General features: G+C 51.6%; 17 protein-coding genes. 14 read left to right on the forward strand and 3 right to left on the reverse strand.

Annotated features, from left to right (window positions below; genetic code table 11):
• Window positions 1-44: 44 nt before the first annotated feature.
• From ICT70_RS09920 to ICT70_RS09930, 3 genes are all read right to left on the reverse strand, one after another.
• Complete coding sequence (locus ICT70_RS09920) at window positions 45-383, reverse strand: STAS domain-containing protein (protein ID WP_191156102.1); 339 nt, start codon at window positions 381-383, stop codon at window positions 45-47.
• Between the two features lie 95 nt (window positions 384-478).
• On the reverse strand, window positions 479-3,703 hold the full coding sequence (locus ICT70_RS09925; protein ID WP_224746957.1) for a SpoIIE family protein phosphatase: 3,225 nt from the start codon (window positions 3,701-3,703) through the stop codon (window positions 479-481).
• Window positions 3,704-3,731: 28 nt separating this feature from the next.
• Complete coding sequence (locus tag ICT70_RS09930; protein ID WP_191156106.1) at window positions 3,732-3,989, reverse strand: hypothetical protein; 258 nt, start codon at window positions 3,987-3,989, stop codon at window positions 3,732-3,734.
• Window positions 3,990-4,242: 253 nt separating this feature from the next.
• Between ICT70_RS09930 and ICT70_RS09935 the strand changes: the two genes are divergently transcribed.
• The 14 genes from ICT70_RS09935 to ICT70_RS10000 all read left to right on the forward strand — a co-directional run bounded on the left by ICT70_RS09935 (window position 4,243) and on the right by ICT70_RS10000 (window position 18,922).
• A complete protein-coding gene (locus ICT70_RS09935) occupies window positions 4,243-5,994 on the forward strand; it encodes a tetratricopeptide repeat protein (protein WP_191156108.1) in 1,752 nt (583 codons plus the stop codon).
• Entirely contained in the window at window positions 5,991-6,746 is a 756-nt protein-coding gene (locus ICT70_RS09940) for a DUF4292 domain-containing protein (protein ID WP_191156110.1), read from the forward strand. Before ICT70_RS09935 ends, ICT70_RS09940 begins: the two co-directional genes overlap by 4 nt.
• 20 nt (window positions 6,747-6,766) lie before the next feature.
• On the forward strand, window positions 6,767-8,398 hold the full coding sequence (locus tag ICT70_RS09945) for a peptide-binding protein (protein ID WP_337906843.1): 1,632 nt from the start codon (window positions 6,767-6,769) through the stop codon (window positions 8,396-8,398).
• Between the two features lie 6 nt (window positions 8,399-8,404).
• Window positions 8,405-9,400 (forward strand): ABC transporter permease, encoded by a 996-nt coding sequence (locus tag ICT70_RS09950; RefSeq protein WP_191156112.1) that lies wholly within the window; start codon window positions 8,405-8,407, stop codon window positions 9,398-9,400.
• 27 nt (window positions 9,401-9,427) lie between these two features.
• On the forward strand, window positions 9,428-10,036 hold the full coding sequence (locus ICT70_RS09955) for a GspE/PulE/PilB domain-containing protein (RefSeq protein ID WP_191156114.1): 609 nt from the start codon (window positions 9,428-9,430) through the stop codon (window positions 10,034-10,036).
• The gene (locus ICT70_RS09960) at window positions 10,036-10,893 is read left to right on the forward strand and encodes an ABC transporter permease (protein ID WP_191156116.1); all 858 of its coding nucleotides are present in this window, start codon (window positions 10,036-10,038) and stop codon (window positions 10,891-10,893) included. Before ICT70_RS09955 ends, ICT70_RS09960 begins: the two co-directional genes overlap by 1 nt.
• Window positions 10,894-10,901: 8 nt before the next feature.
• Entirely contained in the window at window positions 10,902-11,309 is a 408-nt protein-coding gene (locus tag ICT70_RS09965) for a hypothetical protein (RefSeq protein WP_191156118.1), read from the forward strand.
• 2 nt (window positions 11,310-11,311) lie between these two features.
• Window positions 11,312-12,127 (forward strand): bifunctional DNA-formamidopyrimidine glycosylase/DNA-(apurinic or apyrimidinic site) lyase, encoded by an 816-nt coding sequence (gene mutM, locus ICT70_RS09970; protein WP_191156120.1) that lies wholly within the window; start codon window positions 11,312-11,314, stop codon window positions 12,125-12,127.
• A gap of 5 nt (window positions 12,128-12,132) precedes the next feature.
• On the forward strand, window positions 12,133-12,540 hold the full coding sequence (locus ICT70_RS09975; RefSeq protein WP_191156122.1) for an acyl-CoA thioesterase: 408 nt from the start codon (window positions 12,133-12,135) through the stop codon (window positions 12,538-12,540).
• A 114-nt stretch (window positions 12,541-12,654) separates the two neighbouring features.
• On the forward strand, window positions 12,655-14,142 hold the full coding sequence (gene lysS / locus ICT70_RS09980) for a lysine--tRNA ligase (protein WP_191156124.1): 1,488 nt from the start codon (window positions 12,655-12,657) through the stop codon (window positions 14,140-14,142).
• 13 nt (window positions 14,143-14,155) lie between these two features.
• Window positions 14,156-15,403 carry a lipoprotein-releasing ABC transporter permease subunit gene (locus ICT70_RS09985; RefSeq protein WP_191156126.1) on the forward strand — a complete coding sequence of 416 codons (1,248 nt, stop codon included), beginning with the start codon at window positions 14,156-14,158 and terminating at the stop codon, window positions 15,401-15,403.
• Window positions 15,396-16,094 (forward strand): ABC transporter ATP-binding protein, encoded by a 699-nt coding sequence (locus tag ICT70_RS09990; RefSeq protein ID WP_420488579.1) that lies wholly within the window; start codon window positions 15,396-15,398, stop codon window positions 16,092-16,094. The genes ICT70_RS09985 and ICT70_RS09990 overlap by 8 nt, the downstream gene beginning before the upstream one ends.
• A gap of 60 nt (window positions 16,095-16,154) precedes the next feature.
• The gene (gene bamA, locus ICT70_RS09995) at window positions 16,155-18,398 is read left to right on the forward strand and encodes an outer membrane protein assembly factor BamA (protein WP_191156127.1); all 2,244 of its coding nucleotides are present in this window, start codon (window positions 16,155-16,157) and stop codon (window positions 18,396-18,398) included.
• A gap of 20 nt (window positions 18,399-18,418) precedes the next feature.
• Window positions 18,419-18,922 (forward strand): OmpH/Skp family outer membrane protein, encoded by a 504-nt coding sequence (locus tag ICT70_RS10000; protein WP_191156129.1) that lies wholly within the window; start codon window positions 18,419-18,421, stop codon window positions 18,920-18,922.
• The last annotated feature ends 137 nt before the right edge of the window (window positions 18,923-19,059 follow it).

The following is a 19,059-nucleotide window of genomic DNA, read 5'->3' on the forward strand; positions in this document are numbered from 1 at the left end:
AAACCTTCTTTACAACAGGGTTGTGGCAGGGTTGTGGCGATAGCTCAGGACTGGCTGTCAAGCGCCTCTTGCAGGGTCGAAAAAATTTCAAAAACGCGATGCAGGCGAGTCAATTCAAACATGGATCGCACCTGTGGTTGCAGGCAGCAGAGTTTGAGACTGCCGTCACGGGCGCTGGCATTCTTGAAGCCGGAAACCAGGGCCCCAAGGCCGGAGGAGTCAATGAAGCGAACGGCGGTCAGGTCGATGACCAGCTGGTATTTCCCCTCATCAAAAAGCTGCAACATCCGTTCTTTTAGGTTGCCGCTGTTATGAGCGTCCATCCGTTCTTCTTCCACAGTGATAATGACGTTGTCTTCCTGTTCGTTGATTTTTAATTGCATTGCATAGACTCCTTTTTTGCCGGTTGCGAAAAAAACTCATGTTGATAGTGGTCACATTATACCTCAGTTTGTGAGATGGCTGGTGACCCCTGGTGTCATTTCAGGATTTTCATCGCCAACAATGTAACATCATCATTGAAGTGGCGATAGCCTGTGAAAAGCCTGACTTGAGTGAGAATCTGATCGATCAGTTCCTGTGGCGTTGACTGCTGCTCTTCGCTGAGCAATTTTTCCAGGCGTTCCTGGCCAAACAAGTTCTGATGGCTGTCTTCCGCTTCGACAATGCCATCGGTGTAAAGCAGCAGGATGTCGCCTGGCTCCAGCCGGGTATTTTTTTGTTCAAAATTGATTTTTTTATGGATGCCAAAAATCAGACCTTCTGCATCCAGTGGTTCAATCTGCTGCACCTTCTGGCGCCAGAGTAGTGGCGGATTGTGGCCGGCATTACTGTAAATCAGTTGATGGTCATCCAGATTGTACTGCAGATAAAACATGGTGACAAACAGATCAGAGCGATCAAGATCCTTAAGAAAATAATCGTTGAGGGCCTGGAGCATGGCTGCCGGATTGTTAATACCATCAACCCTGGAATGGATAAAGGTGCGGGTTTCTGCCATGATCAGTGCCGATCCGATATTGTGTCCGGAGACATCGGCGATGACAACATCATAGCGACCATCCTTGCGGATAATAAAGTCGTAATAGTCACCGCCGACCTGATGGGCTGGGACGCAGAGACCAGCGACCTGGATATCTTCCAGGGACGGCAAAGATGCAGGCAAAAGAGCCATCTGAATCTCTTTGGCAATCTGCATCTCCCGTTCCTGCTCACGTACCAGCACCAGTCGCCCGATCTGTTGTTCATTACGCCGGGCAATACCAATCTGTCCGGCAATGTTTTCCAGTAAGGCAATAAACTCGATGGTAAACAGCCCTTTGCCGGAACGTGAAAAAGCCGACAGAATGCCCACCGGTTCCCCTTCAAGGACAATCGGCAGATGCGCAAAGCAGGTAATGCCCTCGGCCTGAATAATGGCTGATGATGCCGGTTTTTCCAGCTCATCCGTGTCATTGACAACCATGGTGACATTCGAAAGGAAGGCCTGGCCGATATAGGTTTCGTTGGAGAGATTGCGCTCAGATTTGCCGAAATGATTGAAGGTTTCCCCAACCAGACTTTTGACCAGCAGGGTGCGGGTTTTAGGTTCTAAAAAGCGGATGACACAGAGATCAAATTTAAACTGTTCTGCCAGCAGTTCAAGGATGCGGTCGAGCTTTGATTGAAAACTGTCACCACTGGAAACCAGCTGAGATACATCATACAGGACGCTTAAGTGTTCACGACTGATTGCCCCATCGATGGTTACAGAGCCGAAGATATCAAAAATATTTTCCATCTCACTGCCGCGCGCCGCGAGGTAGTTTTCCAGGATTATGCGGGCCGAACCAGCCCCGACGTGACCGGCCAGAGTCCGTTCGGTAAAGGTTTTCAGACTGAAAATATCCTGGTCATTGAGACTGCCGCGATGATCGATTTCCTTGTCGGCCAGAAAGGCTGAAATGGCTGTTTGGGCCGGTTTTTCTCCGATAAATTTTGACATCAGATCGACAAATTCGACAATCGTTGGAGCCTTACTGATGCGGGTCAGGCGTTCGTCGGGTTGGTCCTGATCAACAAACACATCAACAAACATGATCGCCCGTTTTTTTTCTGCATCACTTTGTCGGGTCAGAATCGATACCATGCAATAAACGCCCAGATTGAACATCAGACTCCAGAACAGGGAGTGGGTATACATGTCAAAACCACTTAAGCCAAACAATTCAAGAGGCTTAAGTAGTGAGATGCCAAGGGGGCCATATTGGAGCAGGTCGGAGCTGATCCAGCCTGAGCGGGCAAAAGAGGGGATCAGCAAGGTATACACCCAGACCGCAAACCCCAGACTGATCGACCAGGTGGCGGCATATTTGTTGGCGCGTTTCCAATAGATAGCACCAATCATGGCGGGGGCAAACTGGGCCGCGGCCATAAACGAGATCAGGCCGATATTAACCAGAGCGTAGGAATCACCAATGACGATAAAGTAAAGGTAGCCCAACAGAACGACACCAACGATGCCAAGACGTTTGATGTTGATCAGGATGCCGGAAAGATCCTGTGCCCGCAGTTTTAATTTGAGAATCACCGGCATGACCAGGTGGTTGAGGATCATGGTAGCCAGAGTCACTGAAGAAACCATGACCATGCCGGCCGCAGCTGAAAGTCCACCAATAAAGACCAGCAAGGCCAGCCAGGGCTGGTTGGCGCCTAATGGCAGGGTCAGGACAAAATAATCGGCCTGGGTGGTGTCGCCATGATTAAGCAGCAAGCCCCCCATAGCGATAGGCAGGACGAAAAGGTTGATCAGAAACAGATAGGCAGGAAAGCGCCACATGGCTTTTTTGATATGTTCCTCGTTGGCGTTTTCCGTCACCATGATATGAAACTGACGCGGCAAAAACATGATCGCTGCCATGGAAATAATGATCAGAGTGAACCATTTGGTGTAGGGTACCTCGGCTGTGCCAACGGCAAAGAGATAGCTGCGATCAGGGAAGCGTTGATGAAATTGCTGGAACAGATCGATAAAACCGTCGAACAGCCCGTAGGTGACAAAGATGCCAACGGCCACAAAAGCTACCAGCTTGACCAGGGACTCCAGGGCCACGGCGACCACCAGTCCTTCATGCCGTTCTGAAGAGTCGAGATGACGGGCCCCAAAGAGGATACCGAACAATCCCAGCAGCAGAGTGATGATAAAGGCTGAGTCGATTTGTCCCGGCAGATAAGGGATCAGGCCGGAGGTTGGTTCCGGCAGGCTTTTCAATGGTAAAAAGAGAATATCCAGCGTTTGCGCGATGGCTTTGAGCTGCAGGGCAATGTAGGGCGTGATGCCGAAGACCGCAAACAGGGTCACAATGGCACCAAGGACGGCAGAGCGGTCATAGCGGCTGGCTAGAAAATCAGCAAGGCTGGTAATATTTTGTTCTTTGCTGACGCGCACCATTTTGCGTAACAGGAACCACCAGCCAAAGGCGATCAGGGTCGGCCCCAGGTAGATGGGCAGATAATCAAGTCCGGAAGTAGCGGCCTTGCCAACACTGCCGTAAAAGGTCCAGCTGGTGCAGTAAATAGCGATTGACAGGGTATATATGTGGGGGTTGGACAGCAGGCTGCGCCCCATCCTGCGGCGCCGGTCGGCATAATAGGCTACAAAAAAAATCAGGGCGAAGTAGCACAGGGAGACGATAATGATTTTTTCTGCTGAAATAACCGTCATGGTGTCCATCGCCTGGCCATTATGAATGTCAGCGGGTGATCAGATCATTATTGTTGTTGTTTTGTTGTGCCTGACTTTCCTGCTCAAGGCGCCGGACGAAGAGCCAGATAACAGCAATAGAAGCCGGCCAGCCGTACATGAAATAGACAACCAGTCTGGGAATGCCTAAGAGGGACATGTCGCCATTAAATATATGGATAAAGGGGAAATTAATCATAATCATTCCAAGGATCATAAACAGGATCCAGGCTTCGCGCAGGGTGTTGTCAGGACGATGCTGTTTCATGGTGATGCCTTCCCCCCGTCAGGGGTGCGAGCCTTACAATCTTCCTGGGTTGGGTTTAGCTCATGATTTTACAGACTAACTCCCCCCATCTATAATTACAACCGGCAATAAAAGTCGGCCGTTTTGGGGCTGCAGGGTTTCTGATCCTGATTGACGGTTTTCCCTTTGCGCCTTCTTTTGTAATCTCCAGGCATATGGTATGAGTAAGGGCAAGAACATCTTTGTCAGAAACAGTTATTTTAAGGATTGCCACTTGAACGATCGAAGCATTGCCCGACTTGTTTATTTTACCACAATGTTCCTTGTGTTTTTGCTGCCTTTGGCCGGTTGTGGCGCTGTTTTGTCGACATCCGGGGGACAAAGTCAGGCTGCTCTAGGGGCAACGGTTGATCACGACACAGACCATTCGTTACGAACTGCCGGTTCGCAAGCGCTTTTGGCTTTTGCCCAGTTTCGTCTTTATAGTGCCGATAATAACTGGGAGGCTGCTCTTGGTGCTCTGGAACGTGCTTTGGCCTTTGACCCGCAATCTACCTATTTACAACTGCTGCTGGCGCGCGTCTATCTGCATCTGGAGCGCCCTGATGCTGCCGAGATATTACTGACCCAACTGATTAACCAGCCCCCTTTTGTCCCTGAACCACATCTGTTGCTTGGCGATATTTACCTGATGCAGCAACGTGGACTTGATGCTGTCGATCACTTTAATCAGGCACTTGAGTTGGCTCCGGACAACGAATCTTTACACTTGCGCCTTGCCATGGCGTTTGTCCAGCTTGGACGGGTTGAAGAAGCCCTGGCTACCCTGGAAGAATTACTGCAGAAACGCCCGGATGCCGATCAGGCCATGCTGTCTCTGGCCCGCATTTATCGTGACAGCCGGCAACCGGATGCAGCTATCCGGGTGTATCGCCGCTATCTGGAGACATATCCGGTGCGTTTGCCGGTAGTGTTGGAGTTGGGACAGGTATTGCAGGAACATGACCCGGCCAGTGCTGTCAGTCTGTACCTGAAAACCCTTGACCAAGTGTCCTTTGCCCCATCAATTCGCCAACAGCTGGCGCAGCTTTATCTTGCCCGCCAGCAGCCACAGTTGGCTCTTGAACAGCTGTTAATCGTGCGTGAGCAGTTGCCGTCACTGCTGGGAGGTAATCAGATCGGTCTGCTCTATCTGCACTTGAATCAGTGGCAGCAAGCCAGTGAAGAGTTCCGCCGGCTGGTCGACAGAGGGGATGCGGCCGGTAACAATCGATACTTTCTTGCCCTTGCCCTGATCGGTCAGTCGCGCTATCCGGCGGCGATAGAGCAGCTGCAACAGGTGCCACCCGAAGCAACCATATATCGAGACGCCATGCTGCAATTGTCTTACCTGCAACTGCAGGAAGGAATGGTGGACGAGGGGACACGGTTATTGCAAGATCTGCTGGCACAGGGGATCGATGATAGCGAGGTTTATTACTATCTGGTTGCCTTTTATCAGGAGCAGCAGGATCTGACATCGGCACTGAACTTTGCCCGGGAAGGGATTTCTCTCCACCCCGAGGACGCGCGCCTGTTATACCAGCAGGGCCTGATATTCGAGGCCCGGAAGAATCATCAGGCGGCTCTGGAGGTCATGGAGAGGGTTTTGTTGATTGATGCTGAACATGCCGATGCCTTAAATTTTCTGGCCTATTCCCAGGCAGAAGCCGGCCTTAATCTCCCCTTGGCGCTAGAGCGCGCAAAACTGGCGCTGCAGTTGAAACCTGCCGGCTATATTGAAGACACTCTTGGCTGGGTCTATTTTAAACTTGGAGATTATTCCCGAAGTCGTATTCACCTAGAGCGCGCCACCGCTACGCAGCCGGATGATCAGGTCATCCTGGAGCATCTGGGAGATCTCTATCAAGTGATGGAGCTTTATGCTGAAGCCATCCAGGCTTATCGTGATGCTCTGGCGGTCGACCCCGAGGCGCAAGGGGTGCAGGAGAAACTCGACCAACTGCAGCGGGAGTTTAGACCATGAAGTGGCTGCTGTTGCTGGTGCCGTTGCTGTTTAATGCCTGCGCCCGTCCACCCGAGCCTCTCTGGACTGAGGTGCCTGCGGCAAGCGAACTGGTGGAGATTCTACAGGCTCGGGTCGGCAGCAACAGCCGACTTGACACTGCGGCTTCGGTCTCCATTACTGCCCAGGGGAAACATTTTTCCACCCAGCAGTTTATTCTGGCCGAGCAGCCCGACCGCGTTCGCGTAGACGCCTTGACCGGTTTCGGGCAACTGGTCATGCAATTGACCAGCGACGGTGAGATTCTGTCGGTTCTGTTGAACACGACCAGCCCGCCACGTTTCTATCGGGGCAGCGCCACGCAAGAAAACTTTTCGCACTTTGTCAGGTTGCCGCTGCCACCGCAGTTACTGGTGGCTTTGTTGCTCTATGAACCGCCGATTGTTGATTATCAACAGGCCCAGGTACAGCAGCGGGGTGACCTGCTGGAGTTGCTGCTGGTTGATGGCTTCTTCAGCCAGACCTTCTATTTTGATGGCCAGCTGCGATTGACCGGCAGTAAATATGTGCATCATCAACAAACCCGACTGGCCGTTAATTATTCGCGTTTTTCATCAACTGACGGTTTTCCCCGGCGCATCGCATTGCATATGCCCGAGGAAGATGTCAGTCTGGCGCTGAACATTAACGATCTGACCCTTAATGGCGATATCCCGGCTGAGCGATTTTCTTTGCAAGCGCCAGAGAACATCGCTATTGAGCCGATTCCCTGACAATAAACAGGAGGCTCGATATGTTGCATATGTTATTTAGATTGGGTGTCGTTGCAGCACTACTGCTATTGCTGGGAGCCTGTGAGCGCCAGTCGGAGGTGTCACTACCCGGGATGTCTGAGGCGCTGGCCCCGGAATATGGTGATACCTTCATTGAGGCGTCCATTGGTGATGCCAGCAATCTGCTGCCGGTACTTTCGTCAGATTCTGCTTCCAGTGCCATCAACAGTCTCGTCTACAATGGTCTGCTGCGCTACAACGGTCAACTCGAGCTGGAGGGTGAGTTGGCCGAACGCTGGGAGGTATCAGATGACAACCGGATTCTGACCTTTTATCTGCGTCGTGATGTTCGCTGGCACGACGGCAGCCCCTTTATCTCTGACGATGTCAAGTTTACTTACCAACTGTATATTGACCCCGAGATCCCGACCGCCTATGCCGAGTCGTTCAGTCAGGTGACCCGGGTCGAAACGCCCGATCCCTATACCTTTATTGCCTATTACGATACCCCTTATGCGCCGGCCCTCTTGAGTTGGGCGACGGCCATTCATCCCCGGCATCTGCTTGAAGATACAGATATTTTGCGCAGCCCCCTGTCACGCAGCCCGGTTGGCACTGGTCCCTATCGCTTTAGTGAATGGGTCAGTGGCGAGAAGATTGTGCTGGAGGCCAATCCGGACTATTTCGAGGGGTCACCCTATATCCGCCGGGTGGTTTATCGGATTATTCCCGATGTCTCGACTCAGTTTCTTGAATTGCAGACCGGTAGCCTGGATTTTATGGGCTTGACGCCGCTGCAGTTTGATCGTCAGACCGATACCCCGGCATTCCGCAGAAATTATAATAAATACCAATATTTAAGTTTTGGCTATACCTACCTTGGCTATAATTTACGGCGGCCGTTGTTTGCCGATAGGCGGGTGCGACAGGCCCTGGCTTACGCGATTGATAAACAGGAGTTGATTGATGGCGTCCTGCTCGGTTATGGTGTCGCTGCTACCGGTCCCTATAAACCTGATACCTGGGTGTATAATCCGGAGGTCATGCCGTATCATTATAACCCTGAAAAAGCGCGGCAACTGCTGGCAGAGGCCGGCTGGCATGATGCAAACGGCGACGGTATTCTCGAAAAAGATGGTAAGCCCCTGGCGTTTACCATTGTGACCAATCAGGGGAATGATCTGCGCATCAAAACCGGGGAAATTATCCAGCGGCGTTTTCGCGAAATAGGGGTGGATGTGCGTTTGCGGGTGATTGAATGGGCGACATTCCTTAAAGATTTTATCAACCCGGGCAATTTTGACGCGACCATCCTCGGGTGGAGCGGTGGACCGGAGCCGGATCAGTACAATATCTGGCATTCCAGCAAGACCGCCCCAGGGCAATTGAATTTTATCGGCTTTGAGCATCCTGAGATCGATGAACTGCTGGAGCGTGGGCGCCGGGTGTTCGACCAGGAGCAACGCAAGCTCTATTATGATCGTTTCCAGGAAATTCTCGCCGAGGAGCAACCCTACACTTTTTTGTATGTTTCCGAGGCACTACCGGCGGTGTCCCGACGCTTTCGCGGGATTGAGCCGGCACCGGCGGGAATTCGTTACAACTTTCAGCACTGGTTTGTCCCTGCGGCCGAACAGAAATACACTCGCTAGGATACGATGTTACCTTATCTCGCCAGACGTCTGTTGCTGTTAATCCCGCTGCTCTTGGGAATCACCCTGATCTCCTTTGTTGTGATCCATCTGGCCCCGGGGGAGCCGACCGATTTGCAGACCCAGATGAATCCCCAGGCCAGTGCGGAATTGCAGGAGCGGTTACGCCGTCAATACGGCCTGGACCAGCCGCTATATGTTCAATACGGACAATGGCTTGGTCGTCTGGCCGTGCTCGATTTCGGAGAGTCCTTTGCTGGCGATCGGCGTCCGGTGATTGATAAGATTCTTGAACGCCTGCCGGTGACCATTCTGATCAATCTATTGTCGATCGCTTTTATTCTGGCCGTTTCCGTTCCCCTGGGGATCCTCTCGGCCGTACGGCGCAACTCCCTGTTTGATCGTGCCACGACGATTCTGGTCTTTACCGGCTTTGCCATGCCGTCGTTCTGGCTGGCCCTGCTGTTGATGGACTGGTTTGGCGTGCGTCTGGGTGTGCTGCCGATCTCGGGGCTTAAATCCCTGGGATATGAGTACCTGAGTTTTTCCGGACAGATTCTGGACCGCATCAGTCACCTGATTCTGCCGGTTTTTGTTTCCGCCATCGGTGGGCTGGCCGGATTTTCCCGTTATATGCGTTCAAATATGCTCGAGGTGATCCGTCAGGATTATATTCTCACTGCGCGTGCCAAGGGGTTATCAGAACATACAGTGATTTATAAGCACGCCTTGCGCAATGCCCTGTTGCCGGTTATTACTATCCTCGGTTTGTCGGTACCGGGACTGATCGGCGGCAGTGTGATTTTTGAAACAATCTTTGCCATTCCCGGCATGGGGAAGCTGTTTTTTGATGGCGTGATGATGCGTGACTATCCCCTGATCATGGGAATTCTGGTCATGGGTGCGGTTTTGACTTTGCTGGGGAATTTGCTCGCTGATATCTGTTATGCCCTGGCTGATCCGCGCATCCGTCATGGCCAACAAACTACGGGAAAAGGTTAATGAAAGATCTTCGCACACGGGGGCGCTATGGATATTAAATCGAATATGCTGGGAGATTTGCTGCTGGAGGCAGGACTGATCGATCAATTTCAGCTCGATTCGGCCCTTTCTTATCAGCGCAATCTCGGAGGACAGATAGGTGCCGCGCTGGTTAAACTTGGCTACCTGCCACAAGAGACGATAGCCGAGTTTCTTGAAGCACAACAGCTTTATTCACGGGTCGGTCTCGATGAATTAACCATCGATCCGGCGTTGATGGAGTTGTTGCCGCTTAAACGAATGGAGCAATTAACGGTTTTTCCGGTTCAGTTGCGCTATCAGGAAAATGAAAAAATCCTGCGGGTGGCGATGACCGATCCGACCGATCTGCGGTTGATTGAAAACCTGCAATTTATTACCGGCTGTCGGGTTCTGCCGTTGGTGGCAACCGAGGATGACATTCTCCACGCCATTCGAATGAACACCGATGATGATCTGCAATTTCAGGAATCAGATCCAGGGTTGGAGGACCTTATGGATAATACCCTGCTTGACTTAACTCCGGACGTTGACGTTCGATTTGATCGGCTGTTGCAGATATTAAGAGAAAAAGGGTTGTTGACCAAGACAGATATTGAAAGGATCAATGGCGTCTGATGGGATCCTTGCCCCGTAGCAGTTTTTTGCGCGACGTTGTCTGGCGGCGCTTGCTGAATAATCGCATGGCGCTGGCGGGTGCTGCTATTGTGTTGTTCATGTTTATCATGGCGGTGGCGGCGAGTTTTACCAGCGTCGATCCGGCGGCCATCGATGTCAGTAAGAGCTTACAGCCTCCCAGCTGGGAACATCCCTTAGGAACGGACGACCTGGGGCGAGAAGTGCTGGTGCGGATGCTCTATGGCGCGCGCATCTCCCTGCTGGTTGGTTTTGTTGCGGTGGGGATATCGACCCTGATTGGCATCCTCTGCGGGGCTTTGGCCGGCTATTATGGCGGCTGGGTCGATGCCGTGGTGATGCGCTTTGTTGATATCATGCTGTGTTTTCCGACTTTTTTTCTCATTCTGGCGGTCATTGCTTTTCTTGATCCGTCAATCTGGAACATCATGATCGTGATCGGGCTGACCAGCTGGATGGGGGTCGCCCGTCTGGTTCGGGCGGAATTTTTGAGCCTGCGCCAGCGCGATTTCGTCCTTGCCGCCCAGGTTCTGGGAGCCTCTGATGTGCGCCTGATTTTTCGGCACATCCTGCCCAATGCCCTGTCACCGGTGCTGGTCTCGGCGACCCTGGGCGTTGCCGGCGCCATTCTTACCGAGAGTGCCCTGTCTTTTTTGGGGATCGGTGTCCAACCGCCCACTCCGTCCTGGGGGAATATGCTGATTATCGGTAAGCAGACCCTTGGCAGCGCCTGGTGGTTGTCGGTTTTTCCGGGGGTGGCGATACTGATTACCGTTCTTGGTTACAATCTGTTGGGGGAAGGGATTCGTGACGCCCTTGACCCACGAATTAAAGAATGACCTCTTTCATGACCCCGACAGCTTGTTTGCGCCGGCGCTTCGAGGCCCTTCGTCGCGGTGATTACGCTGCCATCTACGCGAGTTATCATCCCCAGGCACCCTTTCTCCAGCATTTTCCTGATCTGTCCAGCTATCTTGTTTTTGCCCTCGAACAGCTTACTGCCGTCACACTTGTTGCCTGGCAATGTACCCAAAAGCGCCGCCTTGATGGCGGTCAGGTCGAGTGTATTCAGGTCCTGGATTGTTCTCATGAAGGTACGATCAGCCGCATGGTTGAACTGGCCCTGCTGATAGAAACCAGCCAAGGGTGGCTTTATCACTCAGCCCAGAAGCTCGATGCCCGGGATGTGTCAGTGCCGGCCGTGCTGGTTGATTTCAGTCATTTTGCTGAGGCTTCTCATAAGGTGCGCTTCTAATTATGCCTGAACTGCCGGAAGTTGAAACCGTCTGTCGCGGCATCGCTCCCCACGTCATCGGCAAAGCCATCCAGGAATTGATCCTGCGTGCTCCCAAACTGCGCCTGCCGCTGGATCCCCAACTGTGTCGGATTCTTCCAGGGCAGACTATTGCCACGGTGTCGCGGCGAGCGAAATATCTATTGCTGGAAACCGATCAGGGTGGACTGTTGATCCATCTGGGGATGACCGGAGTGTTGCGTCTTCTTCCGGCAGGAACCACCGAGAACAAGCACGATCATGTCGACCTGATTTTTACCGATGGCACCTGTCTGCGCTTGACCGATCCGCGCCGTTTTGGCACCTTTGTTTATTCCCCTGACAAACTCCTGAACCATCCTCTGCTTAAAAACCTTGGCCCGGAACCTTTGAGCGACAGCTTTAGCGGGGAGATGTTGTATCATCTGTCACGCGGCAAAGCGCAGCCAATAAAGGTTTTTATCATGGATCAGAAGGTTGTTGTCGGGGTTGGTAATATCTACGCTAATGAGGCGTTGTTTCGTGCCGGTATTCATCCCGTGCGTGCGGCCGGACGGATTGGGCGGCAACGCTATCAACGCCTGGTGATAGCTATCCAGGAGGTATTAAGGGCGGCTATCGATGCTGGTGGTACCACCATCAGCGACTTTGCCGACAGCGAAGGACGCCCCGGTTATTTTCGCCAGGAGTTATTGGTGTATGGTCGACGTTCCGGCCCCTGTTGTTATTGTGGTCGTGCCATCCACTCCTGTCGCATCGGCCAGCGTTCAACCTTTTATTGCAGTCATTGTCAGAGGTAGCGGTTATGGAGCAGTTTTCTTATTCCTATCGGGTTGGCATCGGTGATATCAATGTTGGCGGACATGTCAGTAATGCCGCCGTTCTAACCATCTTTCAGGATGCCAGGCTGGCTTTTTTAGCACAGCTGGGCCCATTTTCCGAAACGGAGGTGGGTGGCTGTGGGCTGATCATGCCGGAAGCGCACATTTATTATCGGCAGGAGATGTTCCATGGCGATCAGTTGCAGATCGGCGTCCGGGTGGCCGGCCTCAAGCGTGCCGCCTTCACCCTGGAATATCAGATCACCCGCGCCGGTGAGGTGACTGCAGAAGGCACTACGGTGATGGTTTGTTTCGATTATCAGCAGCGCAAACCCTGCAGGATGCCGCCACAACTTCGCGCTGCCTTGGAAAGCCTCCCCCTGGTCGGTTAAATGCTTTTGGTTCGGCGTGGTTAGGGTTTTAGCTCCGGTTTCCTGCTTGACGCACCAGTGTACAAGCGCTATTGTTCCTCTCTTAATTTTTTTGATCAGTTAAGGATGAAACTCATGGAAGAACTAAACGATCTGCTGCAACAGCGCAGAGCGAAAATCGATACCTTTATCAGCGCCGGGGTTAATCCCTTTGCCAATGATTTCAAAGTACTGCATAACGCCGGCCAGATTAATGACAATCACCAGCAGGAATCGCGTGAGGACCTCGAAGGCTCCACTGTCGAATATCGTTTTGCCGGCCGGATTATGGCTCGACGTGATTTCGGCAAGGCTGCTTTTCTCCAACTGCAGGACGGCAGCGGCCGGATTCAGGTCTACGTTGCCAAAAAAGAAATTGGCGATGACGCCTTCGATTATTTCAAGAAATTGGATATCGGCGATATTGTCGGGGTTTGTGGTGTTCCCTTTCGCACCCAGACCGACGAGCTGTCGATCCGCGCCGGCGAAGTCAAGCTGCTGACCAAATCATTACTGCCCCTGCCGGAGAAATGGCACGGTCTGACCGATGTCGAAACCCGCTACCGCCAGCGTTATCTGGATCTGATGGTGAATCCCGAGGTGCGCGAGGTTTTTCGCAAGCGCAGCCGTATCGTTAATCTGATCCGTGACTTCATGCTTGAGCACGATTATCTTGAAGTCGAAACCCCGATGATGCATCAGATTGCCGGTGGTGCAACCGCCAAGCCCTTTGTCACCCGTCACAACACCTTGAAGATGGATCTGTTTCTGCGGATTGCTCCGGAACTGTATCTAAAACGACTGGTGGTTGGTGGTTTTGACCGGGTGTTTGAAATCAATCGCAACTTTCGCAATGAGGGGATATCGATTCAGCATAACCCCGAATTTACCATGATGGAATTTTACCAGGCCTATGCTACGTACGATGACCTGATGGATTTTTCCGAACAGCTGATTTGTCATGTGACTCAACAGGTGTGCGGTTCGCTGGTGATTCCTTATGGTGAAAAGACGGTTGACCTGACTCCACCATGGGAGCGGCTGACCCTTAAGGATGCTATCGTCAAGTATGGCGAGGTTGAGCTGGAATTACTCAATGATCGTGATCGTTCCCTGGCGTATGCCACCGATACCTTGGGGCTGGAACTTGACGGCCACATCGGCCATGGCAAACTGCTGGCAGAGATCTTCGATGAGGTGGTGGAGCCGAAGCTGTGGAATCCGGTGTTTATTACCCAATATCCCACTGAGATTTCACCCCTCTCGCGCAAAAACGATGAAAACCCGGATGTCGTTGATCGTTTTGAGCTGTTTATCGTCGGTCGTGAGCTGGCTAACGCCTTCTCCGAATTGAACAACCCCATCGATCAGAAACAGAGATTTCTTGATCAACTCAAAGAAAAGGCGGCCGGCGACGAAGAAGCACATGCCATGGACGAAGATTATATCCGTGCGCTGGAGTACGGTCTGCCGCCGGCGGCTGGTGAAGGGATTGGCATAGACCGTCTGGTGATGCTGCTGACCAACTCCGCCAGTATCCGCGATGTCATTCTCTTTCCGCAAATGCGCCCCGAGGCAGGATAAGGCTTAATATTTCATGTCCTATGAATGGTTTATCAGCCTGCGCTATCTGCGTGCCAAGCGCAAGCAGACCTTTATTTCGGTCATTTCGTTTATTTCAATTGCCGGGGTTACCCTGGGCGTTGCCGCGTTGATTCTGGTCCAGGCAGTGATGACCGGATTTACCGACGGCGTGCGCCAGCAAATTCTCGGTAATGTCCCTCATGTCCTGATCCAGCGCTATGGTGAAGGTATTGATAACCCGCGTGAACTGGTTAACGCGGCAAGGCAACTTCCCCATGTGATCTCGGCGACCCCGTTTGTTTCCCGTGAGGCTATGTTGCTGGCCGGCGGCAATGTTGCTGCCGTCAGTGTCAAAGGGGTGGACGAAGACCACAAAATCCTTGCTCAGTCGCTTAGAACCTGGGAAGGTAACCAGATCAACCAGCTGTTTTTTGACTCGGAGGACCGTCCCGGCATTATCATTGGAATGGATACGGCGACAACCCTTGGTGTTGATGTGGGCGGGTTGGTGAACGTTATTCCCCCATTATTTAACGTCACTCCTTTTGGGATGATGCCGAAAATGAAACCCTTTCGGGTGGTTGCTGTGTTTGACAAGCAGAGCAGCCTGATCGACAGTTTTTATGCCTATATCCCCTTGCCGGAAGCTCAGGTGTTTTTTGAGTCTGAAGGTGTCGTTAGCGGCATTGAAATTGAGGTTGATTTGTTTGAACGCGCCCCTGCTGTCGCTGATCAGCTTTCCGGGCAGTTTGCTTTCCCTACGGTTGTACGCCCCTGGCAGAGTCTCTACGGCTCTTTTTTGTCGGCACTCAAGCTGGAAAAACTCGGACTTTTTATTGTTCTGGCGATTATTGTCCTGGTCGCTGCCTTTAATATTGCTACGACTCTGATTATGGTTGTGATGGAAAAAACTCGTGATATTGCTATCTTGCGTGCCATGGGTGCTAATGCTCGCAGCATTATGAAAATCTTTTTGTTTGAAGGACTGATTATCGGCACCATGGGGACCCTGTTGGGCACAGGGTTGGGGGTGGCTCTGGCCCATTATGCCGACGCTCTGATCAAGGGGGTCGAGGGTATGTTTGGTATTCAGATCTTTGATCAATCGGTCTACGGCATGGAGCGCTTCCCTTCAGAGATCGTTGTGGTCGAGGTGATAGCAGTGGTGGTGATGGCTATGACCATCTCGTTGCTGGCCACCATTTATCCCGCCTGGCGCGCTTCACGTATGGATCCGGCAGAGGCCCTGCGTTATGACTGATGTTCACATGGTCGCAGTGCATCAACTGCACAAATCCTTTCAGACGCCGGGTGGGGTTATCGAGGTGCTCAGAGGGATTGATCTGCAGATTAAACGCAATGAACGGGTGGCGGTGGTCGGAACCTCCGGAGCAGGGAAAACCACGCTGATGCATATCCTCGGTGGGCTTGATGCACCAACGTCCGGAGACGTCAGGGTTGAAGGCGAAAGATTATTTGCCCTGCGCGGGCACGCCCTTGATGCTTTTCGCAATCGTACCGTCGGGTTTGTCTTTCAGTTTCACCAACTGCTGCCGGAATTCAGTGCCCTGGAAAATGTCATGATGCCGCGTCTGATTGCCGGTGAGACCCGCAAACTGGCCGGCGAAAAAGCTGCTGATATCCTTTCCGAGGTCGGTCTGGCTCATCGTTTGACCCATAAGCCCGGTGCCTTGTCCGGCGGGGAACAGCAACGGGTGGCTATCGCTCGTGCTCTGGTCAATGAACCCCAATTGTTGTTGGCCGATGAACCAACCGGTAACCTGGATACCGGCACCTCCGATGAGATTGTTGCCCTGTTAAATCGCATGCACGCCAGTAAAGGCCTTACCATGGTGATTGTGACCCACAACCTGCCTCTAGCCGCCGGTCTTGACCGTATTCTCAGGATCGAGGACGGGGTACTGGCGGGGGATGTTTTAAATTGCAGTTGATATCACACTCTTTTATAATCTACAGTTTGCTTATCCCCACTAGAGCTGAGGTTTTTTTTGATGTCTAGATCACTTATGGTTGCGCTTTTTCTGGTCTTTGTAGCGACTTTTTCGCTGGCGGCAGAAGAATTCAGGGTAGCGCAGGTGCAGATAGAGGGGAACCGTCGAGTGGCAACGGCAGCTATCCGTGGAGCGATTACAATCAATCCCGGTGATGTGGTCAGTTATGCTCAGGTCGATGAAAATTTGAAAAACATCTTTGCCCTGGGTGGTTTTCACGATGTGACGGCTCGGATCGCTGAGGTTCAGGGGAGCACTATTCTGGTTTTTGAACTGGAAGAGCAACCCCTGGTCAGAACTTTAGAGTTCCGTGACAATAAAAAACTGTCAGATCAGAAACTACGTGACAACACGACGCTAAAGCCGCCGTTTATTTTTGATCATAACCGCGTACGCAATAGTGTTCAGGAGTTGAAAAACGTTTACATCAAAGATGCTTACCATGCGGTGGACATCAATACCCAGTTGAACATTGACAATCGTGGTGAAGCAACTTTGGTCTACCTGATCGACGAAGGTCGCAAAATCCGCGTCAAGAATATTAATTTTATTGGGAATGAGGTGTTAAAAAAACGGGCGTTACTCAAAAGCATCGAAACCAAGGAACGCTGGTTTTTGTCCTGGCTGACGGGGCGAGGAGTTTATCTTGAAGAGGTCATAGAGATCGATATTGAACGCATCAAAATGGCTTATTACGATATCGGCTATCAGGACGTAATCGTTCAGCAACCCCAAGTGACCCTGATCGATAACAAATATCTGAATATTGACATCGAGATTGACGAAGGCCCGCAATATCGAGTTGGGGCTTTAAGGGTCAGTGGCGATCTGCTTTTTCCCGAAGATGAGCTGTTAAAACAGGTGCAGCTTAAAGAGGGGGAGGTGTTCAGCCGTCTGCAATTGCGTGACAGTATCCTTGCCCTGACTGACCTGTACGCCGATCGTGGTTATGCCTACGTTAATGTCGTGCCATTGACCGCCAGAAAAGCTGATGAGTTACTCTTTGATATCGAGTTGGAGATCGAGCAGGGGGTGCAGGTATCAATCGAGCGGGTTGATATCAGCGGTAATATTCGCACTCGAGACAAGGTGATTCGGCGTGAAATTCCGGTGATTGAGGGAGAGCTGTACAGTTCCAGTAAAATGAAGGAAGCTAACCGGCGGGTACGTAACCTCGGTTTTTTTGAAGAGGTTCAGATCACAGATAAACGCGGCTCAGCTGAAGATTTGAGTGTCGTTGAGGTAGCGGTTGAGGAGCGACTGACCGGAACCTTTTCCATCGGGCTAGGTTATTCTTCAGTCGACAAGTTGATGGCGCAAGGGTCGATCTCCCAGGAGAACTTTCTTGGTCGCGGGTTAACTCTCAATTTAAGCGGTTCCGTCGGTTCCAAAAGCAATACCTATTCACTGGCGGTCACTGATCCTTATTTTCTTGATACTGACTGGACTCTTGGCGGCGAAGTGTACCGTTCACAACGCGAATTTCGTGACTACGATGATGAACGTACCGGTGGTGCAATTCGCGCCGGTCATTCGGTCAGTCGTAATTCTCGCGTGTTTTTGACTTATCGCTATGAGCAAAAAGAAATTACTAACCTCAGTGCTGTTGCCCTGGCAAATCAGTTCATCGCAGATCAGGAAGGCCGATCAACCCTGTCATCAATTACTACCCAGTGGGTGCGTAACAGTACTGATTTTTTTGAGGATCCCAGTCGTGGCGGGGTTACCCGCATCAGCCTTGAGTATGCAGGCCTAGGTGGCACCGAGCATTTCTTGCGGCCAATTGCTTCGCACCGCCATTTCTTCCCATTGTTCTGGGGTACGGTTTTTTCCATTCATGGTGAAATCGGGTACATAACATCGACTCGTGGTGATGAGGTTTCACTGAGTGAGCGCTTTTTTCTCGGTGGTATAAGAACGATTCGTGGTTTTAAAACCCGTGAAGTTGGTCCGCGTGGCGACGACGGTATTTATATCGGCGGTGAAAAGATGGGTTATTTCAATATGGAATATCTCTTCCCCATCTATCGCTCTCTCGGGTTACAAGGTGTCCTTTTTTACGACACAGGAAATGCCTGGCGTGATAACGAAGAGTATTTTTCCGATATGCGTCACAGTGCCGGCGCCGGAATTCGCTGGCGCAGCCCCTTAGGTCCGTTACGTTTTGAGTGGGGATATAACCTCGATCCGCGTGATGATGAGAAACAAAGTGTTTTTGAATTTACCATTGGACGACCATTTTAAACCAATTATAAGGAGATATCATGAAAAAGATCAGTGTAATTGTACTCGCCTTACTGTTGTTTGCTCTGCCTGCCTTTGCCCAGAAAATCGGCTATGTTGACCTTCAACGTGCCCTGAATCTCTCCAAGGCCGGTGTTGCTGCCAAGCAGCAGATGACCGAAGAGGTCAAAAAATACGAAGGCGAATTCAAGGCAAAGCAGGATGAAGTGCTGAAGATGAAGGCTGACCTGGAAAAGCAGGCGGCCCTGTTGTCAGATAATGCACGGGCCGAGCGTGAGCGTGAATATCAGCGTCGAGTGACGGATCTGCAGCGTTTTCAGCAGGACATTCAGGAAGATCTGCAGCGCAAGGATGCTGAATTTACCGGACGGATTATCAATGAGTTGTTTGACGTTATGCAGACGGTGGGTTCCGAGAGAGGCTATGCCATGATCATTGAAAAAAACGAAGGGGCCATTGTATACGCTGATCCTGAATACGATCTTACCGATGCGCTGATCAACGCCTACGATGCGAAAAACTAACGACACCTAGTACCCTGTAACTCGTAGGATTTCGTAAGATTGCGCAGAGATTTTGTGTGCCAGCAAGGCATGATGTTCGCTGCCTAGCCATAGTTAATCAGCGGACATCACAACGCAGCCGGCGCGCAAAATAGCCA

The organism is Pelovirga terrestris, assembly GCF_014773365.1.
GTDB classification, from domain to species: domain Bacteria; phylum Desulfobacterota; class Desulfuromonadia; order Desulfuromonadales; family Geopsychrobacteraceae; genus Pelovirga; species Pelovirga terrestris.